This is a genomic window from Tenacibaculum mesophilum (genome assembly GCF_003867075.1).
Lineage (GTDB): Bacteria > Bacteroidota > Bacteroidia > Flavobacteriales > Flavobacteriaceae > Polaribacter > Polaribacter mesophilus.
This window is the reverse complement of sequence record NZ_CP032544.1, coordinates 1,351,319-1,373,635: the sequence shown is the minus strand read 5'-3', so window position 1 is coordinate 1,373,635 and position 22,317 is coordinate 1,351,319. Positions and strand designations below refer to the sequence as shown.

Genomic DNA, 22,317 nt, shown 5'->3' with positions numbered 1-22,317 from the left:
TATGTACGCAACAATTTCTAATTTTTTAAAAAGGTTTTTTAAACAAAGTACTATTTTTAAGTATGGATTCAATATTTCTCCCATGTATAGAAGATCTACTGGGAAAATAAATTATGTTTCTGAAGATTTGTTAAAAGCGCAAGTAAAAATTCCTATTACTTATAAGAATAAGAATTACGTAGGATCTATTTTTGGAGGGAGCTTATTTTCTGCAACCGATCCTATTTTTATGATTCAGTTAATAAATATTCTTGGAGATACTTATGTAGTTTGGGATAAAGCTGCAACAATATTATTTAAAAGACCTGTAAAGCAAGATGCTTATGTAGATTTTATTTTTTCTGAAGATGAAATAAAACAAATAAAAAAGCAGGTTAAAAATGAACAGGAAATCAATTTAATAAAAGATATTAAAATAACGAACCAAGATAAAACTGTTGTTTTTGCAGAAGTTTCTAAAACCATATACATTGCAGATAAAACCTACTATAAAAATAAACGTAAAAAGAAATAAATTAGTTGTATTAATAGCCTTATTGTTTCTTTTTTCTTGTACTAAAAAGAAATCAAAATATACAAACAATCAGGTTTTTCGTTATAATGAGCACTCAAATATTACTTCATTAGATCCTGCTTTTGCAAAAGATCAGCGAAATATTTGGGGAGTCAACCAACTATATAACGGATTGGTAGAATTAGATGATAGTTTACAAGTACAACCTTCGATAGCAAAAAACTGGACAGTTTCTGAAGATGGAAAAACCTATCAGTTTGAGTTAAGAAATGACGTGTTATTTCATAAGCATGAATTATTTGGAAAAGATTCTACGAGAAATGTAATAGCCCAAGACTTTGAATATTCTTTTAATAGATTACTTGATAAGAATGTAGCGTCTCCAGGAGGTTGGGTATTACAAAATGTAGAAAAATTCAAAGCAGAGAACGATTCTGTTTTTACCATCAATTTAAAGCAACCTTTTCCACCTTTTTTAGGGCTGCTGGCTATGAAATATTGCTCGGTTGTACCAAAAGAAGCTATTGATTATTTTGGGAATGAGTTTAGAGCAAATCCGATTGGAACAGGACCTTTTCATTTTAAACTTTGGGTTGAAAATACTAAGTTGGTATTGAGAAAAAATCCACTCTATTTTGAAAAGGATGAAAATGGAAAACAACTTCCGTATTTAGAGTCGGTTGCTGTTACTTTTTTACCAGACAAACAAAGTGAGTTTTTACAGTTTATCCAAGGAAATATTGACTTTATGAAGAGTTTGGACGCTTCGTATAAAGATGATATTCTAAACACTGATGGAACTTTAAAAGAGAAATATGCTTCTACAATCAATATGCAAACAGGAGCGTATTTAAACACAGAATATTTAGGAATTTACTTAGATGGAGAAGAGAAACATCCAACAAAATCAAAATTGATACGACAAGCCATCAATTATGGTTTTGATAGGGAGAAGATGATTAAGTTCTTAAGAAACGGAATTGGGAGTCCTGCTACAAGTGGATTCATCCCGAAAGGATTGCCTTCATTCAATAACCAACAAGGATATTCATACAAACCTGAAGAAGCGAAGAGGTTAGTAGCACAATACAAAGAAGAGACAGGAGATGAGAATCCACAAATAGCCATTACAACGAACAGCAATTATTTAGATTTGTGCGAGTTTATTCAACGTGAATTACAAAAAATAGGAGTAGCTACCAAAGTAGATGTGATTCCGCCTTCAACCTTGCGTCAAGGAAAAGCAAATGGAAAGTTGCCTATTTTTAGAGCAAGTTGGATTGCTGATTACCCTGATGCGGAAAACTATGTATCGCTATTTTACAGCAAAAATTTTACTCCTAATGGGCCTAACTATACACATTTTAAAAATGACTTTTTTGATACTTTGTATGAACAATCTATCAAAGAAGTAGCTATAAAAAGACGTTATAAGTTATACCAAAAAATGGATAGTATTATTATTGCTGAAGCACCAATTGTACCGTTATATTACGATGAGGTAATTCGCTTTACACAAAATAATGTTACCGGTTTAGGAATTAATCCGATTGATTTGTTAAACCTAAAAAGAGTACAGAAAAACTAAGTGTTACTTTTTGTTTCGTTCCAGTAATAGCTGTCAGGGTATATTCGTTCTCCAAAAATAGCTGTTCCAACACGTACAATAGTAGCGCCCTCTTCTATAGCAATTTCTAAATCACCACTCATTCCCATAGAGAGTTCATTCATTTCTACATTAGGAATTTGTAGTGCTTTGATTTCTTCTTGAAGTTGCTTTAAAAGTTGGAAACATTTTCGAACTTCATCTGATTCCGAGCTCAGCAAACCAATGGTCATTAATCCTTTTATATGAATATTTTTGAATTCAGATATCTTTTTTACTAATTCAATAGTTTCCTCTGGTTTAGCTCCAAACTTACTTTCTTCAAAAGACGTGTTTACTTGTATGTATACATCAATTTCTTTTTCCTCAAAAGTTAAGCGTTGATGCAATTTTTGAGCGACAGATAAGCGATCGATAGATTCAATACAACTAGCCCATTTTATAACTTCTTTAATCTTGTTACTTTGTAAATGACCTATAAAATGAACTTCAGGTTGCAGGTGTTTTATTGCATTACATTTTTGTTTTAGCTCTTGTACTTTGTTTTCACCAACTAGGTTTTCTCCTTGTTCTAAAGCAAAGTTTATTTTATCTGTATCTACCGTTTTAGTAGCTAACAATAAACGAACATCTTCTGGGTTTCTATTAGCTTTCTTACAAGCAAATTGTATTCTTTGATGAATAATGCTAAGGTTGTTTTGAATAGTATCCATTTACTAATTGATTGTTTAGTTCTTCTTTTTCAATAATTTTATTCTTTACAGCTCGAAGAGTAATGTCTTTAGCTTCTGCATACGATATATCATATATACGATTTACTTCTCTAAACTCTTCCGGGAATTGTTGCAGCAAAGTCTCATAATAGTTATCTAAATCCGATTCACTAGGTGCTTCGAATTTTAGTTTTAATTGAAAACGTCTTAAAAGAGCAGTGTCAATAACACTAGAGTGATTTGTGGCAGCAATTAATAAAACGTCATTTGGAAGTTGATCTACAAGTTGAATAATAGTATTTACCAATCGTTTCATCTCGCTAGAATCTTTGCTGTCATAATCACGAGCTTTACCTATGTAGTCAAATTCATCTAAAAATAAAACAGCGCTTTCTCTAGTAGCTTTTTTAAAAACTTCGGAAATGTTTTTAGCTGTTTCTCCTAGTTTTGAAGAAACAATGCTACCCAAATTAAGTATGATAATTTTTTTATCAAGCTTTTTGGCAATAGCCTTAGCGGTGGTAGTTTTACCACAACCAGTATGACCAAATAATAAGACTTTATTATCAACAGGCAGTTTGTATCTATCTAAAACAGCAACGTGTTTAAATTCTTTTAATAGTTGATGTAGCGTATTTTTGTTTTCATCGCTAAGATGAATTTTATCTAGTTCTATAGTTGTTTCTTTCGATTGAAGAATCAAGTTATGTATAGCCATTTTGTATTTTTTTGTCAAAAATAAAATGTTGTATGCAATAAAATAAGCTTTTTAACATACCCTTAGGAAGTATAGAGTTGATGCTTTAAAGTATTAACTCTTAAATTCATGTTCAGGACAATCAATTCTTAACTCTTTAGAGGCTAGTTTAGATTGTAAAAGTTTACAAAAATGCTCATTATTTTCATGTTGGTAAAAAGAGCAAGTATAGCACATTCTTTGAATAGTTATAACTCCTGCTTGATTTAGCTGGTATATTACTTTTAAGAGTCCTGTTAGTATGTCTTTTTTTTGATCTTCAGGTAATGAACTCAAAGGTTTTTCAATATTGAAAGTGAAGTTAGCTGATTTCTCAGCTATTTGTTTTCCTTGTTCAGTTAGACCAATAATATAACTTCTAGTATCGTTGGGGTTATGAAACTTTTGAACTAATTCTTTTTTTAATAAAACCCTAATACTATCACTAACAGTAGCTTTAGTCATGTTAAACTCTTCAGCTAAATAACTCACTTTACATTTTTCTTCAGAGTGAAATAGTAAAAAAATTAGGATTTGAATTTGGATAGGGCTTAAAGAATTCTCCTTGCTTTCGCTCCAAAGAAGTACTCTAAAAGCTTCAGAAATTCGTTCTAAAGCTACAACTATTTTACTTTCAATTTTAGTGTTTTGCTGGTTTAAGTCAAAAGGAGATTTCATTAATTACAGTTTTCCATTTCGTATATAAAATACCCTTTTTTATGTATAGCATCTTCCCATTCGGGTTTGAGTATTTCAATATGGCAAAATACACATTCTTTTGAAGATAGTTCAAGGTTTTCTAATCCTTTAGTTTTTAAATATTCCTTACCATAGTTGAAAATTATGTTAGTGTCTTTATTGCTAGAAGGCACAATAATATCAAAATGCATTATTGTATTATCTTTTTTAGTTACGTAGGTATCCCAAACAGCTGCTTTCATTTTATTATATATTTATAATATTAAAAGCTCTACAAAATTAGGAATCCTAACTTTATAGAGCAAAAAAATTATCCTTTTACTTCGTCCATTGATGCTCCAAAATTAATATGGAGAACATTACCAGTAGGAGTTACCAAAGCAGGGACAGATTTTACACCAGCATTTTCTGCTTCTAAAATTCGACTTTTGTCTTCTCCAAAATGAACTACTTCAACATTATCAGAACCAATTAAGTTAATAATGTCTTGTTCTGCGCTTACACAAACAGGGCAACCTGCGTGATAAAAAATAGATTTACTCATAATTATATTGATTTTAAATTTTGATACAAATATAGTTAGGTTTCCTAACTATAAAAAATAATTTTTGTTTTTTTTATAAAAACTGCTTCTGTTTTGGAAATGAAGAGTATATAATAAAGTTGTTAATAGTTAATTAAGAAATAAAAATGTTATGTAATTTTAGCGGTTCTTATTGTTTATAGAAAAGATTTAATAATTGAGATGAGAACAGGTAACTTAAAAAAAGAAATGAGGTTGTTATTTGCAAAACAAGTTATAATCACAGTTCTTTTGTTTTTTGCTTTAGAAGGAATGTCGCAGTCGGTGGGAGTACAAGGATTTAAGGCTTTTGGTGTAAACCCCACAATACCTAATGATTCTCTTTTTTCAAAAATAAATAAGGCAAAAGACTTCAAAGCTAAATATGATGCGACATTTGATCTTATAGAGTTTCATCGAGAAAAAGGAAATTTAGATTCCATTATATACTATGGAAATAAACTGTATACGGAAACAACTAAGAATAAATTGATAGATAAAGAAAATCATTTATCAAAGGTTTCTAGTATAGTGGCTGAAGGAAAGTTAGAAAAGGGACTTTTTGATGAAGCTTTGAAATGGTATTTTAAAGGAATAGAGCACTCAAATAATAAACCGGACGATGAATTATTTGTTAAAAATAGAATAGGATTAGGAGCTGTAAAGTATGTTAGAGGAAAAGAAGAGGAAGGAAAGGCAATTATAGAAGAATGCATTGAAAATGCTCCAAACGAAAAATTAAAACACGATGCTTTTTATGAACTAGGGTTTATTTATTATACTCAAAGAGAGTATGAGAAAGCAAAAGAAAATTATAATAAAGCTAGATTACACTACGTGGCCGAGGGGTTTGTTAAAGAAGCTTTAGAAACTGATTTGTGGCTAGGAAAAGTATTGAAAGAAGAAGGTAAAATAACAGAAGCTCTAGATGTTTGTTATTATGTTTTTAATGAGTCGTTATCTAAAGGTTTTTTTACATTGTATGCCAAGACAGGAAATACATTAGGCATTCTTTATTTAAAAGAAAAAGACTATGAAAATGCTAAAAAAATACTATCTACAGTATATATAAACTCCATACAATGGGCAAATTTAGAGATAGAAAGAAGAGCTATTTTAGGACTTCAAAACGCCTATGCTTCAACAGGAGATTATAAAAATGCACATGCTTTAATGACGCAATTAAATCGTGTTAATAATGAAATTTTAGTAAGTCAAAATAAACAGCAAGTAAATGAGCTTGAAGTACAGTATAAAACACTGGAGCAAAAGCAAGAGATTGAGCGACAAAAAACAATGAAAGCATACATACTAATAGCCTTTCTTCTTGTATTAATACCTGTACTTGCTTTATTATATGTGTACTATCAAAAGCTTCAAACACAAAGTAAACTTAATAAGACTTTAGAAGAAGTAAACCAACAAAAAATAACTACGTTACTTAAAGACCAAGAATTAAAGTTAGTAAAAGCATCATTAGAAGGGCAGAATAATGAAAGAAAACGTATTGCCAGAGAGCTACACGATAGTATTGGAGGAAATTTAGCAACCATAAAGTTACAACTATCAAACAAGAGTAAATTAGAGGAAGAAAGCATAATTAAACAAGTAGATGAAACCTATAATCAGGTAAGAGAGTTATCTCATAATTTAATGCCTAAAAAGTTTAAAGATTCTGCTTTTACAACAATAATAACAGAATATATAAATAATGTAAAAGCGCTATCTAAAGAACAAATAACGTTACAAATCCATCCAACGGAAGAGGTAGATAAAATAAATGAGAATTTAAAAGTAGAGCTTTATAAAATAATTCAAGAATTATTAACCAATGCATTAAAACATGCGAAGGCAACACAAATAGATATTCAGCTTTCTCTGTTTAATAACACGATACAACTACTTTTTGAAGATGATGGTGTTGGATTTGATCAAGAAAAAGTAAAATACGGATTAGGATTTCAAAATTTAAAAGACAGATTAAAAACAGTTAAGGGAAATATTTTAATTAACTCTTTTCCAAGTAGAGGAACAGTGATAGATATTAATGTACCTTTAAATTAATATATGATGACTTACAATATTATTTTAGTTGACGACCATAAAATGTTTTTAGATGGGTTGGTAAATATTTTTAAAAATGAAGATGTGTACAATATCTTGCTTACAGCAAATAATGGTGAAAATGTAATAAAGTACATAAAAACAAATCCGAATCAACATATAGATATTGTTATTAGTGATATTTCTATGCCAGATATAGATGGTATTACGTTAAACGATTATATAAAAAAAGAACGCTCGGATATTAAAACATTAATTGTTAGTATGCATACAGATGCAGGAATGATAGATACATTAATTAAAAATAATGTAGACGGATATTTATCTAAAAATGCAACTCAATCTGAACTATTAAAAGCAGTACAAACTATTCTTGGTGGTGAAAAATACTTCTCACAATCTGTACGAGAAGCTTACATGGAAAATGTTTTTAATAAAAAAAAGGAAACGTCAATAATGTTAACAGCTAGAGAGAAAGATGTACTTAAATTAATTGCAGAAGAATATACTACACAAGAAATTGCAGATAAACTCTTTTTAAGTAAGCATACTATTGAGAGTTATAGAAAAAACTTAATATCTAAGCTTAACGTAAAAAACCTTGCAGGATTAACAAAATACGCAATAAAACTGGGCTTAGTAGAGTAGTAATTTTACCACCCCCTGAAAACAGGGTAGTAACTTTCACTAGTTTCAGTCTATTTTAAGAATCACATCTAACGCATCTTTGTACCATAATTATTAAGTAATAAAGTTATGGTCATTTTTGGATGGCGAGAAGCCAAAATAAGTATACAGCCAGTAAACAATCATAGTTGTAGTTATTGCAATACACCAGAACGTTTATTTATTCAAGTAAATAGATTGTATGTACATGTATTTTGGATTCCTGTTATTCCTTTATACAAAAAAACATATAGTATTTGTGGTCATTGTAAACTGGAAATGAGCAAAAGCCAAATGCCACCAGACTTACAACGAAAGGCGAAAGAATATAAGCAAACAAGTAAAACTCCTTGGTGGATGTTTTCGGGGCTTATCATCGTAACTTTTTTAATGCTGTTTATATTTTCTTCAGCACTTTTAATACATAAATAATAAAAATCAATATAAACCATTTAAATTTTAATCAAACATGATTTACGGAATCTCATTAGTATTTTTAAGTATTGTAGCGGTACCATCTTTAATTTTATCAAAAAAGCCTAATGCTAAAGAATTATTAGAAAAAATAGAGCCTTACCAAGGATGGATTGGTCTTATTTTCTGTATTTGGGGAATTTGGGGAATTATTTCAGCTATTTTAAACTTAGGTTGGTTAACTACAGCACCAATATGGTGGGGAACCTTTTTAGCAGGAAGCATTGTAGAAGCAGGATTAGGTTTTATGTTAGGATACGGAATGATAAACAAATTATTATTATCAAAAAATCCAGAAGCTAGAGAAAAAGCAGAAATATTGAGAGGGAAGATTGCACCGAAACAAGGAAAATTAGGATTATTAGGAATCGTTGTTGGAATATGGATGATTGTAGCTTCATTCATTTTCATATAAACTAACAAAATAAAGAAAGAGAAAACATAAAATATAACATTGTAAACGAAGGCTTAAATAAGGTAGGGGTGTGGGGTTTCTATCAAAAAATCAAAAAAAAGCCTTGTTTGCAATGTTTTTGTATAAAACTGAAATTATTTTTTAGAACAATAAAAGGTAGTTGAAATGAAAAATATAAAAAATATTCTAGGAATTATTGTAGTATGTATCTTATTAACAGGGTGTGAGAAAGAAACTCCGGAAAAGGTAGTTGAAAAAACAGTACTCAAAGCCAATTTATTAACTGTTAACTATGGCATAGGATATTTTAAACAACTTAAAGAATTACAAAAAAATGAATATTTAAAGTATTATGATAATGATGGAGAAGAATATTCCGCAACATACTCTCAATACCTTCACAGAGTAACAATACCAAACCTTGAAAGAAGTTTAATAGACATTCAGAAGTTAGAAGTAAACGAAGATTCAAAAGATTTAATAAATGCTTCAATTGAATTGTTTGAGTTTTGTATAGACTTTTATAAAAAAGACTATGCAGAAATAGCATATATGTACGATGAAGGAAAAACTCAACAAGAAATTAATCAGTTAATAAAAGAGTTTAAAGTAAGAAGTTTTGAAGAGTTTAAAGAAAAAAACTTGGAGCTAGAAGAAGCAGCAAAAAAATATGCTGAGAAAAAAGGAGTAAACTTAAAGTTTGTTTAAATAATTTTTAACTCAAGTTTAGGATTAGAGCCAATTATATATCTAGACTTGATAGTTAAGAATCCTTTTTCGTTGTTGGAAACATCCTGAATGTACTTAGGAACAGTTAAGCCACTTTCATTTATCATAAGCTTCTCATTTTTATAAATTGTAATTTCTGTCATCACCACAATTTCACTAGCTGTAGAAAGTTCTTTCTCTCTTAAAACTGTACGTTTTTCAATAAAATTTAAATTGTTTGAATTTTTTTCAAACAACCACTCACTCGAATTCAGTGCTTTTTTACTAACTTCAAAAACCTTATGATGTTCACGATAATATTTTTGTTGAATGTTAGGTTCATCGTTTTTGTGTGAGCTAGTACCAATAGCTAATGTAATTTTCTCAGGAATAAAAACAGTATTTGAATTAGACTGCTTCATTAAATTATAAAAAACAGAAACTTGTTGCTCACTATCCAACGCACGTTGCATCGTCTCACTTAAAATAATATCTGGAGAAAAGTTTTTAGGGAATTTATATTTTGTAGCGTCTTGATTTATAAAGTTGATATTATGGTTTTCTAAATCTAGTTTTTTAATTGTACTTTTTAAAGTTTCAAAACTCAGAGGGTTTATCTCTAAAAGTGAGTATGTTATATTCAAATCAGCATACTTTAATATAAAAGGAAGTATAAGCGAAGCAAAAGGACCAGTACCAGCATAAAGTATATGTAATGAGTCTTTTTGATAGATTTTCTCTTGAATAGCAATATCAATTCCTTTGATAAATTTTAGAGTTCTTTCTAAATCATCAAGGCAATTAGCTGCCCATAAAGTACCTATTGCTACACCATTTTCAAGTTGAACATTATTTTGATGCTCTTCATGATTTATAGCTTCATTTGAAATTCTAAAGAGTAATTGTTTATAATCTTTTAAAGAAGAAGAATAATTAGATGTTTCATCAAAGAATTTAGAAGTAATATGTAGTAACTCTTTTTTTAAATTCATTACAAGCTATTATAAGAGTTGTTTATTTTGATGTAAGCTTTGATAACTTCTGTTCCATTTCATTAATAAGTTTTTTCGAAGCAGGTTCATTGCTACGTTTTAGCTCGTTTAGGATAAGGTGTATTGTTTCTGGTGAATCAATTTCTTCTTGTTTAGGTTGAAAACTTTCTTTTGGAGCAAGAGAAAAAAATAAAGTATCAGACCATTCGTTCCTTTCAGCATCGATAACTAAATGAATACGGTCTTCATTTCCTTTATTAGTAACTGAATGTATATAATTTACATTCGTATACCAACACTCACCAGGTAACATTTTCAATTGTTCATCATCTAAAATAAATTCAACTTTATTATTCGTAATAATCGGAATATGTAAGCGAAAGTTGCCATCTTCATAGCCTAGTTTGTAGTCACGATGAGGTTTAATTTCTGCACCAACATTCAAACGTAGTAAGCGAGCAGATGAAATAGGGCATTGAAAAGAGTTGATAACCTCTTTAAAATAATTGCAATCATTCATTATCGGAGTTTCCTTAATAGTACTATTATCATTTTGAAAAGCAAAAATATTAGAAGCATCACCATTGCCAGCGTACAAAGAGATTGCTTTCCACTCACCTTGATATCCAGATGTGTTGAAATGAGGAATCCAATGTTGATTTACAACTAAAGAATAATCATGTAATAGTTTATCTGTATCAAACAGAAAAGGAAGTTTTAAAAAAATAGTAGTTTTAATTTCTTTCACTTGTATGTGTAATTGTTCTATAGCAAGTTACTAGAAAAATTGTAGATTAAATCGTTTTTAGAATAGGTGTTTATTTTTTTGGCATAAATGAAAAAATAACGACCAGTACTAAATAACTATAATAATTATTTAGTACTAGTCAGAAAATACTTTTTAATTAAAATGCTTTATTTGTTTTAAAAGAAGCAACACTAGTTCCTCCATTTGTAACACTACCATCATTGTATTTAGCATAAGGTCTAAAGTAATAAGTGGTTTCAGGTGTTAATTCTTCAATAAATTCAGTATAAATATTTTTAAAAATATTACCAGATACATCAGTATCTAAGGCTATAGAGCTGTTAGAAAAATCTTCATTTAAACTATATTCAAAACCAATTTCTTTAGGAGATTCTTTTTCTATAGAAATTACTTCTAATTCTGGGGTAATACCTTCTGAATTTTTAAAGAATAGTTTCGGTTTGATTATCATGTTAATTGACCTACTTTCACTAGCGTCTATACTAGTGTTTATTTTAATTTCATTTCCATAGAAATATGTGTTATCACTTAGTTTAAAATAACCTCTAATATAATAAGTTGTTTCCTTTTGTAAATTGTCGACTATACCTGTAATATTGTCAGCAGGACCTGCGGCAACCACAGTATTGTTGCCATTAGGAATAGGGTTTGATGATTTTCCATATACAAATCCTCTATCAGTTACATCAGCTAAATCATTACCATCTTTAAAAGTGCCTTTTAAATATATTTTAAGAGTATTATTGTGGTTAATAAAATAATTAAAATCATTACTAGTATTGAAACTAGTTGGTATTATTTCTATTTCGTTTTCTTCACTAGAGCAGTTAGTAAGTATAATAGAGATAAATAAAAAAAATAGAGGTTTTAAAAAATGTTTAATTTTCATGTAGTTTTAATTTTTAATTTTTTGCAAAACTCAATATTTTAAATCATTTAAATATGAAAGATAAAGATATAATGAGTTCGAAAATCAGAAAATAGAACTTTAATTAACTCTTTTTTAAATGAAAGAAACAGGTTTTTATAGGTTAAATATTATAAAAAGCTATTTTTATAATTAGTAGGAGTAGTACCAGTTTCTTTCTTGAAGGCACTATAAAAAGCACTTTTACTTTTAAAACCAACCTCTAAACTAATACCTTCAATACTATAGTTTTTTGAATTATTACTTTTTAAAATTTCTATAGCTTCATTAACTCTAAAACCATTTATAAAAGTTTTAAAGTTTTTATTTGAAATTTCATTAATAACAAAAGAAATTCTTTTAGGGTGTTGATTTGTAATATTAGCTACATCAGCAATGGTTAAATCTGGATCTTTATATTTTTTATGTAAAATTATAGTTTGTTGAATATGGTTAAATAAATCTGTATCAACTTTACTTATTTTATTCTCGCTATTAAAATTGTTCTTCTTTTCAATCTTAGAGTCTTTTTGTTGAGTCAAGTTTTTAATTGTTTGTTGTTGTAGCCCATAAATACTAATCCAGTATAAAAGCCCAACATCAATTAAAATAATAAATAAATTGAGAGTTTTATTTGTTATTTCAGGTAAAAAATGAAGTGTGAGCGTAAAAAAGAGACCAATTGACATAAATGTTTTAGCCCATTGTAGCTCTTTACCTGTAGTAGAAGTGTATTGATTGTTAGTTTCTTCGGTATGTTTTTTTATAAAAGTATAAGTTTTGTAGTATATAAAAATATCATATAAATGCCCACCTATATGATTTACAAAACGAAATTCTTTTGAAAGTTTTAACTGTTCTAACCCTGATGATAAATTAAGATAAACCAATATATCTATAATTAACATTAACAAACCTGGTAATAAATAAAAATAGACTTTATTAGATTTAGGTAGTATAGAAATATTTCTTATATAAACATAAAAAAGAGGGAATAGTAACCAAGTAAAATCAACAGGAAGATTATTTAAAAAAGAGTAATTTTTATCTAAATCTAAAAGTTTAGCTATTGGTTTAAGGTAATTTATGGAGTAAGCAAAAATAAATAACCCTAAAAGTAATGTAGGGCGATTATTTTTTTTATCCAAGTAAATTAAAAGTATACTAAATATAATTCCTTGAATAAGGCCGAGTAAATAAATTATAGGAATTAAGTAACTATCTAGATTCATAATACTGTTCTAATTAAACACAAAATTAGATATTCTTCTTTACAAATAAGAAGTGTAAATAATAGTATTTAAATTTTAAAACTGTATTGCTAATCAAAAATGATAGTAGCTATAAGCAATCTCTTTGTTAATATGAAACTAAATCTTTAATTCGATTCGTAATTGTTTTTTTAATGTCTTTAGGATAACTTCTATCCCCGTGAAAAACATCGGCCATCGCTTCACTAAACTGCTGACCATATTTTTTTAATACAATATTTCGGATATTCTTTTGCTCGTAAAACCATTTTGAAAGCCATAAGCCAGTTTTTATTTCAGGAATTAGGCTTTCTGATATTTTTTCTAAATATAATTTAGTAGCTAATTCAGGCTCTTTTTCACTCTCAATGATAGCTTCAGCAGCCAATTTACCACTGTAAATAGCGTTAGAAATTCCTTCAGCAGTAATAGGATCAGCAAAACCAGCAGCGTCACCAATTAAAAACACATTATTTTTAACAAAACCATCTGTACGAGGAGCAACAGGAATTTGAAAACCATGTTGTGATTCGCTAACAATATTTGTAATTCCTAATGTTTTTAAGTATTCTTGATAATATTCTTTCAAGTTAATTTTAGTTCTTCTAGCAGAGGCAACCCCAATAGATAAATGCTTTTTCTTTGGGAAGTTCCAAGCATAACCGTAAGGAATAGCATCAATATCAAAACGAACTTCTTTTGATAAACGTTTAAAGTCTTCGTCAGAAACTTCTACTTCATATTCTAAAGCAGGAATTAATTTACGAGTATCTTCTTTCCACCCAGCCATTTTAGCTGTAGGACTCAAAGCACCATCGGCAGCGATAACAAAATTAGCAGTAAAATTACCTTGAGAAGTTTCAAGAGTAATAATATCATTAGAAAAAGTTAGTCCTTTTAGCTTATGGTTTTCTAGTAAAGTAGCACCAAACTCCTTTGCTTTTTGCGTGATAAGATTGTCAAAAGAATCACGCATAATCATAGAAATAGTTGGTTCTTCTCTATGCGTTTTAAAGTGAAGTTTCTCTCCCAAATAAATATCAACAGTATGAAACTCTTTTTCAACGACCTCTTTAATATCAAAAGGTAAGTTTTTGCGACCTCTAAAAACAAAACCTCCACCGCATGTTTTATAGCGTGGTAAAGTTTCTTTTTCAATAATAACTGTTGAAATTCCTTTTTGAGCTAAGTAAAAAGCTGTTGAAGCTCCTGATGGTCCGCTGCCAATAATAGCAACATGGTAATGCTGTTTCATAGTATTATTTTTAGTTCGGTTAAAAATACACTTTTATACCGAATTAAAAATTAATTTACCAATGTAAACGAGTCATAACAGGGTAGTGGTCAGATAGTTTTATGTCTCCGTAGGTTTTAAATTGATTCACAGTAGCTTTTTTATCTGTTAAAATAAAATCAATTCGCATAGGATAAATGTACCTAAAAGACTTGCCTAAACCAATTCCACATTCAATAAAAGCATCTTTTTTATCAGAAGCCAATTGTTTATAAGCCCAAGAATAAGCGGTGTTATTAAAGTCGCCACAAACAATTTTTTTACCTTTCCATGAATACTCATGCTGTTGAATTAATTCAACCTGACTTACTTGTTTTACAAAACCATTTTCTAAACGTTTAAATAAACGCTCAGAACTTTTTTCTCCAAAATTTTCTTTTTTCGGATTTAGTTTTAATGATTCTAAATGCACATTATAAACACGAACGGTGTCATCTTTTACAAGAATATCGGCAAAAATGGTGTTGTTAGCACTTTGTTTAAAATCAAGAGAACCAGAGTTTATAATTGGGTGTTTGGAATAAATAGCTAATCCAAATTTATTCGTTTTCGTTTTCGTTTTGATGTATTTATAAGGAAGTTTAATATCTAACATTTTAGAATTGTAAAATTCCTGTACAGCAATAACGTCTGGATTTTCATTATTGATGAACTCATAAATCTTTTGTTCAGTAGTAACATCTTCTTCATGTTTATAATGATTAAACAAGTGGACATTGTAGCTCATTATTTTTAAATCATCATTTAAAATTACCTCCTTATTAGAAAACTTAACTAATGGAGTAGAAACAAACCATCCTATGGCTAAAACAAGTAATGATAAAAAAGCATTTTTATGCATTTTAATAAGCCAATACACAAAAAAAGCAATGTTTACGATAACTAAAAACGGAACAAACAACCCAAAAACAGAAAGGAAAGGAATTGTTTGTGGAGATACGTACGGAAGTGCATATGATAGCAATAAAACAGCTGCAAAAACTGAATTGATAAAGAATATAAACTTATGAGCTATCGAAAACTTTTTCATCTAATTTTTTCCTTGTTTAAATAAAAACTCTTTTTCACTTTTACTTAAAGTATCGTATCCAGATTTACTAATTTTATCTAAAATAGCGTCAACTTCTTCTTGGTTTCTAGTCTTATCAACGTTAGGTTTTGGTGTTTTATTACCAGATTTATAAACTGTTTTGAGTTTTCTTTCTTTTTTAGAAAAAAGTTTGTTTACCGATTTAAAAATGTCCAACTCCTTATTACTAGCACTACGAACATAGAAAAAGCCTAGTAAGGCACCACCTAAATGTGCTAAATGCCCACCAGCATTACCAGCAGGAATTTGAATAATATCAATAGCAATCCAAATACAAGCTAACACCCATAGTTTCACAAAACCAATTAACGGGAACTTTAATTCATAATTAGGTATGTAGGTAGCAATACCAATAAAGATAGCAGAAATACCAGCTGAAGCACCTAACAAAACACTATTATGAGCAACATTTTGTAGGGCAGGAAAAAAATTATAACTAGCAACAAAAACAATTCCTCCAAATAATGTTCCTAGTAAATAAAAGGTAAGTAACTGTTTAGGGGTGAAATATTGTTGAAATAAATGCCCGATATAAAATAAAGCAATTAGGTTGAATAGAATATGCAAAAAACTAGTGTGTAAAAAACCATAGGTAATAATAGTCCAAGGTTTAACAATAAAATCATCAAAGTTGGCAGGTAACGCAAGCCATTCTACTAAAAAGTTTGTTTTTGATTGAAAAAGAAACCCAAAAGTATTGGTTACAAAAACAAGTAAGAAAACAGCTAAGTTTACGTAAATTAATTGCTCAACAATTCCAGCATGTTTAAATCTATATTTTAAGTTTTCAAGTACATTCATGATGTATGACTTCAGTAAGAATAAAAATTTTAGTTACTAAATTAACGAAATTTAAATTGATTTTTTTTCCAGTACCAAGCAATGATAAAACCGATAATAGCACCACCAATATGCGCAAAATGCGCAATGTTACCAATAGAATAACTAGTCATACCAAAGAATAAATCACTTAAAATAATTAAAGGAATAAAGTATTTGGCAGCAATAGGAACAGGGAAGAAAATCAATGCTAGTTTAGCGTCAGGATAAGTTAACCCAAATGCAACTAAAATTCCATAAATAGCACCAGAAGCACCAACGGCAGGCGTGTGGTATAAACTATAAAACTCACTCATAGTTTTATTAGACAAAGTTATTAAGCTATCGTTATACTGACCTGAACTTAAAATATTTTGAATTTCAGCAGGAGAAACTCCCATACCAATTAGCTGTTCGTATATTCCATTGAATTGATAGTAATTCACGAAAGTGTAAATTAAACCTGCACCAATTCCTGCAGAAAAATAGAAGAATAAAAATTTATTTCGTCCCCACATTTGTTCAAGTGGGGTACCAAATGCCCATAAACCATACATGTTAAAAAGTAAATGTGCTGGTCCGCCATGCATAAATATGTGTGTAACATATTGCCAAACCCCAAAATGTTCGTTTTTTGGATAATGTAAAGCAAATAGATTAGTTAAATCCATGTTTAATAACTGCGGAGCAAAATACATAATCACGTTAATGATTATTAAATGCTTTATGGCTTGTGTTAATCTAGGCATATTACTTTTTATTTATTAAAAATGGCATCAATTTCATTTAAAGCTAATGTTTTAAATGTAGGTTTGCCAAAGGGTGAAATATTAGGTTCTTTGCAAGAGAATAAGTTGTTTACTAAATTTTCTTGTTCTTTTGCACTTAAAGAAGTTCCTGTTTTTATAGCTAATGATTTAGCAAATGATTTTGCCATCACGTCAAAGTGACTAAAACTACTATCAGGTACTTCGAGTTTAATATCGTCTAATAACTGTTCTAAAATAAGGGTGATTTGACTTTCACTTATTGAAGTAGGAATTCCGGCAATTACTACACTTTCTTTGGTGAACTCGTCAAACATAAAACCAGCACTCTCTAAATCAGATTTTATACTGTATATCATTTCAATATCTGATGAAGAAAAAGAAATATTTACAGGAAACAGCAGTTGCTGACTGCTAGCTTCTTTAACAGTAATATTCTCTAAAAATTCTTCATATAAAACACGTTGGTGTGCTAAAGATTGATGAATTAATACCACGCCTGATTTTATAGAACTCAATAAGTATTTTTTTTGAATTTGGAAGGTTTTTCCAGTTTCAGTTTCTTGCTCAGATTCAAAAAGTTGTTCTTGTTGAATAGGTTCAATGGTTTCAGTATTTGTATATAAAGCTTCCCAACTTCCAGTATCTTTTTTAAAGTTAGATTGATAACTGTGCGTTGTGCTACTTTTAGGAGAGCTATTTGTATTAGACGGCTCTTTGTAATTAGTTTCCGTTTTAAAAGGATTAAATGTAGGATCAACAGTTATTGGAGGAACAGATGAGTTACTCTTTTTGCTATAATCGTAAGGAGTATCTAAAGTAGCATCTCTGTCAAAATCCAATACAGGAGCTACATTATATTGCCCCAAACTATGTTTTACAGTAGCACGTAAAATAGCGTATAATGCTTTTTCGTTATCAAACTTAATTTCCGTTTTTGTCGGGTGAATATTAATATCAATTGTATTAGGAGGTACCTCTAAATACAAGAAATAAGAAGGATGCGAACCACTTTCTAATAAACCTTCAAAAGCATTTACCACAGCGTGGTTTAAATAAGAGCTTTTTATAAAGCGGTTATTTACAAAAAAGAACTGTTCGCCACGTTTTTTCTTTGCGAATTCAGGTTTAGCAACAAATCCGTTAACAGTTATAATATCTGTTTGTTCATTAATAGGAACTAATTTTTCGTTCATTTTAGTTCCAAAAATAGCCACAATACGTTTGCGTAAGTTGCTCTTTTTTAAATGATAAACCTCGTTGTTGTTATGGTGTAATAAAAAAGAAATAGTAGGATGCGCTAAGGCTACACGTTGAAATTCATCAACAATATGACGCGTTTCAACAGTGTCAGATTTTAAAAAGTTACGACGTGCAGGAATATTAAAAAATAAATTTTTAACAGCGATACTAGTTCCTTTCGCAGTTGAAACTACTTCTTGAGAAGTTATTTCACTACCTTCAATTTTTATTTGCGTTCCTAACTCGTCATCTTCTTGTTTCGTTTTTAATTCAACATGCGCAATGGCAGCAATAGAAGCTAAAGCTTCTCCACGAAAACCTTTAGTATTTAGGTTGAATAAATCTTGTGCATCTTTAATTTTTGAAGTGGCATGACGTTCAAAACTTAAACGAGCATCCGTAGCACTCATTCCCTTACCATCATCAATTACTTGAATTAAAGTTTTTCCAGCATCTTTTAACAATAAGGTGATAGAAGTAGCACCAGCATCAATAGAGTTCTCAATCAATTCTTTTACTACAGAAGCAGGGCGTTGCACAACTTCTCCAGCAGCAATTTGGTTTGCAACATGATCAGGTAGTAACTGTATAATATCTGACATTTAATTATTTTTTGGGAAAAAGATTGTAAGATCAAAGTCGATAATAAACAAGAAAATAAGCGTTAAAACTAACGCTATAATAACTATAGTTTTATTCAGTTTGTAACCAGACTCTTTAAATTCGTCAAAAGCAGCATTAAACTTTCCCTTTAAACTTTTTCTTTTTCCAACAGTAGTTCTGTATTCATCAAACTTTTGTTTTATCTTATAAGGATTTCCTTCTCCTTGATAATAACGAGGTTTGTAATCGAACTTTTTATTTTCTCTTTTGATAAATCCCATAAAATTGTTGCTTCTTTAATAGCTTAAGTGGAACAAAAATCACACCAAATAAGACGAATTCCAAAGTTACTGAATTATAGAGAGGTGGTCAAAAAATGTGTATAAATTAAAGTTAAAAAGCGTTTAGATTCCAAAATCTAAACGCTTTTTAATAATATTTAACTATAACAGAATTAATTAAAAACCTAATGATTTTGATGGACGTTCTTGATTTTTAATTGCTGCCATTTTAACTGCAGCTACTGCACATTCAATTCCTTTGTTACCTAGTTTACCGCCTGAACGATCAATAGATTGTTGTTTGGTGTTATCGGTCAATACACAGAAAATTACAGGAACATCGTACTTAATGTTTAAATCTACAATTCCTTGAGTAACTCCTTCACATACAAAATCGAAATGCTTGGTTTCACCTTGGATAACATTTCCAATGGCGATAATAGCATCTAATTTTTGTGTTTCGATCATTTTTTTACATCCGTACACTAATTCAAAACTACCAGGAACATTCCAAGAAACAATATTTTCCTCTGTAGCTCCACAATCTAATAAAGTTTCAATAGCACCTTTATGAAGGTTTTTAGTGATTTCAGGATTCCATTCTGAAACAACAATCCCAAATCGAAAAGACTTCGCATTTGGGATTGTTGCTTTATCGTAATAAGATAAATTTGTTGTTGCCATTATTGAGCGTATTTTGCACTGTTGATATACTTTTCAATATCTCTTCCTTGATCAGAATCAGCGTATTTTTCTTTAATGGTTGTGTATAATTTTTCAGCTTTACTGTATTCTTTTAAATCCATTGCAATTTGAGCTGCTTTGAATAAAAATAAAGGCGTAGTAAATTGATTATCTTTTTTATTAGCTGCCTGTTGATAATAGTCTAAAGCGTCTTCTGGCTGATTGATATCAGCAAAAGCATCACCAATAGCTCCTAAAGCAGTAGGCCCTAATAGCTCATCATCTGAACTAAAGCTGCTTAAATACTCTATAGCCTCTTCGTATTTTTTTATTTTTAAGTAAGAAATACCTGCATAATAGTTTGCTAAGTTTCCTGCTTTTGTGCCACTAAATTGATCGGCAATATCAATAAAACCATATTTTCCATCACCACCTTCTAAACCTAAAGTGTATAATGAATCAGCAATAGCACCAGCAGAGGTATTTGCCTTTTCAAAGAAAGTACGAGGATATGCTAATTCGTTTGAAGCTTCTTGTTGTGTTGGCTCAGCAATAAACTTGTTATAAGCTAAGTACACTAAAATTAAAGCTGCAACAGCTACCAATCCGTAAAATAATGGCTTGCTATTTTTTTCAATCCATTCTTCTGATTTATTCGCCGTATCATCTAGAGTATTAAATACTTCAGCAGTAGTACTTTGAGATTCATCAAATGTTTCTTCTACTTCTTGTGTAACCTTTTCTTTCTTAGGTTTGTAACCTCTTTTCTTGTATGTAGCCATAATTGCTTAAAAAATTAGTGGCGACAAAAATAGTTTTTTTAATTGGATTTTAAAAGTCGTTTTTTCGTAAATTTTCGATAATTTGCGCTTTCTTTTAGTAACAGGGCTCATTCATGTATTTACAAAAACTTTCTTTGGTAAACTTTAAGAATATTGAATCTCAAACTTTTGATTTTCAAAAGAAAATTAACTGCTTTGTTGGGAATAATGGTATTGGAAAAACCAATGTGTTAGATGCAATTTATTACCTGTCATTTGCTAAAAGTTACTTCAATTCGATTGCAGGACAGAATATTCGACACGGTCAAGATTTTTTTATGGTTGAAGGAGATTATTTGTTAAACGATCGACAAGAAAAAATTATCTGTTCCTTAAAAAGAGGTCAGAAAAAAGTATTGAAACGCAATGGAAAAGCCTACGAAAAATTTTCTGAACATATAGGGCAGCTACCGTTGGTGATTATTTCTCCTGCGGATAGGGATTTAATTGTTGAAGGAAGCGAAACTCGTCGTAAATTTATTGACGGAGTAATTTCTCAACAAGATAAAAAGTATTTACAAACGTTAATTTCGTATACTAAAACGGTGAGTCAGCGAAATGCATTGTTGAAGTATTTTGCTGCCAATAGAACATTTGATGCGTTAAATTTAAAAGTATACGATGAGCAATTAATTGAGTATGGAACGGTTATTTATAACAAAAGAAAAGCTTTTTTAGAAGAGTTTGTGCCCATTTTTAACGATAAGCATAAAATTATTTCTGGAGCAAACGAAGAGGTAAATTTGCGTTATAAAAGTCAGTTACACGAGGTGTCTTTAGAAGTTTTGTTACAACAAAACTTAGAGAAAGATAAGATGCTGCAGTATACATCTGTTGGAATTCATAAGGATGATTTAAATTTTGAAATAGAGGAACATCCTATTAAAAAGTTTGGTTCACAAGGACAACAAAAATCGTATTTAATAGCATTAAAGTTGGCACAGTTTGAGTTTATTAAAAAGCAATCTAACGTAACTCCTATTTTGTTATTGGATGATATTTTTGATAAGTTAGATGAAAATAGGGTTGCTCAAATCGTTGATTTGGTAAATAGTGATGAATTTGGACAAATTTTTATTACAGATACACATGCCGATAGAACAGAGGAAGTGATAAAAAAGAGTAATCAAGAGTATCAGATTTTTAAATTATAATCTTAGTTGCAAGAAAACAAGGCAAAAAGCAAATCAAATGGCTAAAAGAGAAAACGATAGTTTTTCAATCAAAGATTTAATGGGAAGCTTTATTCAAGAGAATAATAAGTTGAAAAAAGGATTTCAAAAAATTCATATTGACGAAGCTTGGGAAAAATTGATGGGTGCAGGAGTGGCTTCGTATACCAGTGAAGTAAAACTACAAAACGGAACCTTAATTGTTCGTTTGTCTTCCTCGGTACTACGAGAAGAGTTAAGTTACGGTAAAGATAAGATTATACGCATGATTAATGAGGAAATAGGAGAGGAGCTTGTTAAAAAACTGATGTTGGTATAGGGTATAGTGTGTATTACAGCTAACGTGATTGTATAAGCGTAGTGCGAGGTTAGGAGCACTTCACTTTTGTTTAACCTTGAGGTTATAATAGTCTATTTTTCGTATTTAGCACTCTACTCCGCATTACGCTTATACTTTGTTGGTAGTAGT

At 29.8% G+C, this 22,317-nt stretch carries 26 protein-coding genes; 9 read left to right on the top strand and 17 right to left on the bottom strand.

The window, feature by feature from the left end; all coding sequences use genetic code 11:
• Nucleotide 1: 1 nt before the first annotated feature.
• Nucleotides 2-514: a DUF4442 domain-containing protein gene (locus D6200_RS06320; RefSeq protein ID WP_047790469.1), complete on the top strand. Its 513-nt coding sequence runs from the start codon at nt 2-4 to the stop codon at nt 512-514.
• Nucleotides 471-2,102, top strand: a complete 1,632-nt coding sequence (locus D6200_RS06315; protein WP_083574848.1) for an ABC transporter substrate-binding protein — start codon at nt 471-473, stop codon at nt 2,100-2,102. The genes D6200_RS06320 and D6200_RS06315 overlap by 44 nt, the downstream gene beginning before the upstream one ends.
• Here D6200_RS06315 and D6200_RS06310 read toward each other — a convergent pair.
• The 5 genes from D6200_RS06310 to D6200_RS06290 form a co-directional block, all read right to left on the bottom strand.
• Nucleotides 2,099-2,833 carry a YggS family pyridoxal phosphate-dependent enzyme gene (locus D6200_RS06310; RefSeq protein WP_073184820.1) on the bottom strand — a complete coding sequence of 245 codons (735 nt, stop codon included), beginning with the start codon at nt 2,831-2,833 and terminating at the stop codon, nt 2,099-2,101. The two genes, D6200_RS06315 and D6200_RS06310, sit on opposite strands and share 4 nt — an antisense overlap.
• A complete protein-coding gene (locus D6200_RS06305) occupies nt 2,808-3,551 on the bottom strand; it encodes an AAA family ATPase (RefSeq protein ID WP_073184822.1) in 744 nt (247 codons plus the stop codon). Before D6200_RS06305 ends, D6200_RS06310 begins: the two co-directional genes overlap by 26 nt.
• A 93-nt stretch (nt 3,552-3,644) precedes the next feature.
• Complete coding sequence (locus D6200_RS06300; RefSeq protein ID WP_073184824.1) at nt 3,645-4,247, bottom strand: MarR family winged helix-turn-helix transcriptional regulator; 603 nt, start codon at nt 4,245-4,247, stop codon at nt 3,645-3,647.
• Nucleotides 4,247-4,510: a DUF2024 family protein gene (locus tag D6200_RS06295; protein WP_047790466.1), complete on the bottom strand. Its 264-nt coding sequence runs from the start codon at nt 4,508-4,510 to the stop codon at nt 4,247-4,249. Before D6200_RS06295 ends, D6200_RS06300 begins: the two co-directional genes overlap by 1 nt.
• Nucleotides 4,511-4,578: 68 nt before the next feature.
• Nucleotides 4,579-4,812, bottom strand: a complete 234-nt coding sequence (locus D6200_RS06290; protein WP_073184826.1) for a thioredoxin domain-containing protein — start codon at nt 4,810-4,812, stop codon at nt 4,579-4,581.
• Nucleotides 4,813-5,013: 201 nt separating this feature from the next.
• Here D6200_RS06290 and D6200_RS06285 point away from each other — a divergent pair, with 201 nt between their 5' ends.
• The 5 genes from D6200_RS06285 to D6200_RS06265 all read left to right on the top strand — a co-directional run bounded on the left by D6200_RS06285 (nt 5,014) and on the right by D6200_RS06265 (nt 9,157).
• Entirely contained in the window at nt 5,014-6,894 is a 1,881-nt protein-coding gene (locus tag D6200_RS06285) for a sensor histidine kinase (RefSeq protein ID WP_047790464.1), read from the top strand.
• Between the two features lie 3 nt (nt 6,895-6,897).
• Nucleotides 6,898-7,542, top strand: coding sequence for a response regulator (locus D6200_RS06280; RefSeq protein ID WP_047790463.1), 645 nt, complete (start codon nt 6,898-6,900; stop codon nt 7,540-7,542).
• Nucleotides 7,543-7,650: 108 nt separating this feature from the next.
• Nucleotides 7,651-7,992 carry a zinc-ribbon domain-containing protein gene (locus D6200_RS06275; protein ID WP_047790462.1) on the top strand — a complete coding sequence of 114 codons (342 nt, stop codon included), beginning with the start codon at nt 7,651-7,653 and terminating at the stop codon, nt 7,990-7,992.
• A 37-nt stretch (nt 7,993-8,029) separates the two neighbouring features.
• Nucleotides 8,030-8,449, top strand: a complete 420-nt coding sequence (locus D6200_RS06270; RefSeq protein WP_047790461.1) for a hypothetical protein — start codon at nt 8,030-8,032, stop codon at nt 8,447-8,449.
• Nucleotides 8,450-8,614: 165 nt separating this feature from the next.
• Nucleotides 8,615-9,157: a hypothetical protein gene (locus D6200_RS06265; protein ID WP_073184828.1), complete on the top strand. Its 543-nt coding sequence runs from the start codon at nt 8,615-8,617 to the stop codon at nt 9,155-9,157.
• On the opposite strand, the gene D6200_RS06260 is transcribed toward D6200_RS06265, so the two are convergent.
• The 12 genes from D6200_RS06260 to D6200_RS06205 form a co-directional block, all read right to left on the bottom strand.
• On the bottom strand, nt 9,154-10,149 hold the full coding sequence (locus D6200_RS06260) for an SAM-dependent methyltransferase (protein WP_073184831.1): 996 nt from the start codon (nt 10,147-10,149) through the stop codon (nt 9,154-9,156). The genes D6200_RS06265 and D6200_RS06260 overlap by 4 nt on opposite strands.
• Nucleotides 10,150-10,171: 22 nt before the next feature.
• On the bottom strand, nt 10,172-10,897 hold the full coding sequence (locus D6200_RS06255) for an aspartyl/asparaginyl beta-hydroxylase domain-containing protein (RefSeq protein ID WP_240627208.1): 726 nt from the start codon (nt 10,895-10,897) through the stop codon (nt 10,172-10,174).
• A 157-nt stretch (nt 10,898-11,054) separates the two neighbouring features.
• The gene (locus tag D6200_RS06250) at nt 11,055-11,807 is read right to left on the bottom strand and encodes a hypothetical protein (protein ID WP_073184835.1); all 753 of its coding nucleotides are present in this window, start codon (nt 11,805-11,807) and stop codon (nt 11,055-11,057) included.
• A gap of 149 nt (nt 11,808-11,956) precedes the next feature.
• Nucleotides 11,957-12,973, bottom strand: coding sequence for a helix-turn-helix domain-containing protein (locus D6200_RS06245; RefSeq protein WP_159432125.1), 1,017 nt, complete (start codon nt 12,971-12,973; stop codon nt 11,957-11,959).
• Nucleotides 12,974-13,184: 211 nt separating this feature from the next.
• The gene (locus tag D6200_RS06240) at nt 13,185-14,330 is read right to left on the bottom strand and encodes a geranylgeranyl reductase family protein (protein WP_073184840.1); all 1,146 of its coding nucleotides are present in this window, start codon (nt 14,328-14,330) and stop codon (nt 13,185-13,187) included.
• Between the two features lie 55 nt (nt 14,331-14,385).
• Nucleotides 14,386-15,399, bottom strand: coding sequence for an endonuclease/exonuclease/phosphatase family protein (locus D6200_RS06235; protein WP_073184842.1), 1,014 nt, complete (start codon nt 15,397-15,399; stop codon nt 14,386-14,388).
• On the bottom strand, nt 15,400-16,260 hold the full coding sequence (locus tag D6200_RS06230; protein WP_073184844.1) for a rhomboid family intramembrane serine protease: 861 nt from the start codon (nt 16,258-16,260) through the stop codon (nt 15,400-15,402). It abuts the gene before it with no gap.
• Nucleotides 16,261-16,301: 41 nt separating this feature from the next.
• Entirely contained in the window at nt 16,302-17,027 is a 726-nt protein-coding gene (locus D6200_RS06225) for a rhomboid family intramembrane serine protease (RefSeq protein WP_047790454.1), read from the bottom strand.
• Nucleotides 17,028-17,035: 8 nt separating this feature from the next.
• Nucleotides 17,036-18,889: a DNA mismatch repair endonuclease MutL gene (gene mutL, locus D6200_RS06220; protein ID WP_073184846.1), complete on the bottom strand. Its 1,854-nt coding sequence runs from the start codon at nt 18,887-18,889 to the stop codon at nt 17,036-17,038.
• Complete coding sequence (locus D6200_RS06215; protein ID WP_047790452.1) at nt 18,890-19,171, bottom strand: riboflavin synthase subunit beta; 282 nt, start codon at nt 19,169-19,171, stop codon at nt 18,890-18,892.
• 177 nt (nt 19,172-19,348) lie between these two features.
• Nucleotides 19,349-19,855, bottom strand: coding sequence for a 6,7-dimethyl-8-ribityllumazine synthase (gene ribH, locus D6200_RS06210; RefSeq protein ID WP_073184849.1), 507 nt, complete (start codon nt 19,853-19,855; stop codon nt 19,349-19,351).
• Nucleotides 19,855-20,637, bottom strand: a complete 783-nt coding sequence (locus D6200_RS06205) for a tetratricopeptide repeat protein (RefSeq protein ID WP_073184850.1) — start codon at nt 20,635-20,637, stop codon at nt 19,855-19,857. Before D6200_RS06205 ends, ribH begins: the two co-directional genes overlap by 1 nt.
• Before the next feature lie 113 nt (nt 20,638-20,750).
• Here D6200_RS06205 and recF point away from each other — a divergent pair, with 113 nt between their 5' ends.
• Together recF and D6200_RS06195 are read left to right on the top strand one after the other, a co-directional pair.
• Complete coding sequence (recF, locus tag D6200_RS06200; protein ID WP_047790449.1) at nt 20,751-21,830, top strand: DNA replication/repair protein RecF; 1,080 nt, start codon at nt 20,751-20,753, stop codon at nt 21,828-21,830.
• Nucleotides 21,831-21,867: 37 nt separating this feature from the next.
• Entirely contained in the window at nt 21,868-22,167 is a 300-nt protein-coding gene (locus D6200_RS06195; protein ID WP_047790448.1) for a DUF721 domain-containing protein, read from the top strand.
• Nucleotides 22,168-22,317: the final 150 nt, after the last annotated feature.

Bases quoted from the DNA above. Each gene is read 5' to 3' on its own strand.
- D6200_RS06320 (WP_047790469.1), top strand. From the start codon at position 2: ATGTACGCAACAATTTCTAATTTTTTAAAAAGGTTTTTTAAACAAAGT.
- D6200_RS06310 (WP_073184820.1), bottom strand. From the start codon at position 2,833: ATGGATACTATTCAAAACAACCTTAGCATTATTCATCAAAGAATACAA.
- D6200_RS06305 (WP_073184822.1), bottom strand. From the start codon at position 3,551: ATGGCTATACATAACTTGATTCTTCAATCGAAAGAAACAACTATAGAA.
- D6200_RS06300 (WP_073184824.1), bottom strand. From the start codon at position 4,247: ATGAAATCTCCTTTTGACTTAAACCAGCAAAACACTAAAATTGAAAGT.
- D6200_RS06295 (WP_047790466.1), bottom strand. From the start codon at position 4,510: ATGAAAGCAGCTGTTTGGGATACCTACGTAACTAAAAAAGATAATACA.
- D6200_RS06290 (WP_073184826.1), bottom strand. From the start codon at position 4,812: ATGAGTAAATCTATTTTTTATCACGCAGGTTGCCCTGTTTGTGTAAGC.
- D6200_RS06285 (WP_047790464.1), top strand. From the start codon at position 5,014: ATGAGAACAGGTAACTTAAAAAAAGAAATGAGGTTGTTATTTGCAAAA.
- D6200_RS06280 (WP_047790463.1), top strand. From the start codon at position 6,898: ATGATGACTTACAATATTATTTTAGTTGACGACCATAAAATGTTTTTA.
- D6200_RS06275 (WP_047790462.1), top strand. From the start codon at position 7,651: ATGGTCATTTTTGGATGGCGAGAAGCCAAAATAAGTATACAGCCAGTA.
- D6200_RS06270 (WP_047790461.1), top strand. From the start codon at position 8,030: ATGATTTACGGAATCTCATTAGTATTTTTAAGTATTGTAGCGGTACCA.
- D6200_RS06265 (WP_073184828.1), top strand. From the start codon at position 8,615: ATGAAAAATATAAAAAATATTCTAGGAATTATTGTAGTATGTATCTTA.
- D6200_RS06260 (WP_073184831.1), bottom strand. From the start codon at position 10,149: ATGAATTTAAAAAAAGAGTTACTACATATTACTTCTAAATTCTTTGAT.
- D6200_RS06250 (WP_073184835.1), bottom strand. From the start codon at position 11,807: ATGAAAATTAAACATTTTTTAAAACCTCTATTTTTTTTATTTATCTCT.
- D6200_RS06240 (WP_073184840.1), bottom strand. From the start codon at position 14,330: ATGAAACAGCATTACCATGTTGCTATTATTGGCAGCGGACCATCAGGA.
- D6200_RS06235 (WP_073184842.1), bottom strand. From the start codon at position 15,399: ATGAAAAAGTTTTCGATAGCTCATAAGTTTATATTCTTTATCAATTCA.
- D6200_RS06230 (WP_073184844.1), bottom strand. From the start codon at position 16,260: ATGAATGTACTTGAAAACTTAAAATATAGATTTAAACATGCTGGAATT.
- D6200_RS06225 (WP_047790454.1), bottom strand. From the start codon at position 17,027: ATGCCTAGATTAACACAAGCCATAAAGCATTTAATAATCATTAACGTG.
- mutL (WP_073184846.1), bottom strand. From the start codon at position 18,889: ATGTCAGATATTATACAGTTACTACCTGATCATGTTGCAAACCAAATT.
- D6200_RS06215 (WP_047790452.1), bottom strand. From the start codon at position 19,171: ATGGGATTTATCAAAAGAGAAAATAAAAAGTTCGATTACAAACCTCGT.
- ribH (WP_073184849.1), bottom strand. From the start codon at position 19,855: ATGGCAACAACAAATTTATCTTATTACGATAAAGCAACAATCCCAAAT.
- D6200_RS06205 (WP_073184850.1), bottom strand. From the start codon at position 20,637: ATGGCTACATACAAGAAAAGAGGTTACAAACCTAAGAAAGAAAAGGTT.
- recF (WP_047790449.1), top strand. From the start codon at position 20,751: ATGTATTTACAAAAACTTTCTTTGGTAAACTTTAAGAATATTGAATCT.
- D6200_RS06195 (WP_047790448.1), top strand. From the start codon at position 21,868: ATGGCTAAAAGAGAAAACGATAGTTTTTCAATCAAAGATTTAATGGGA.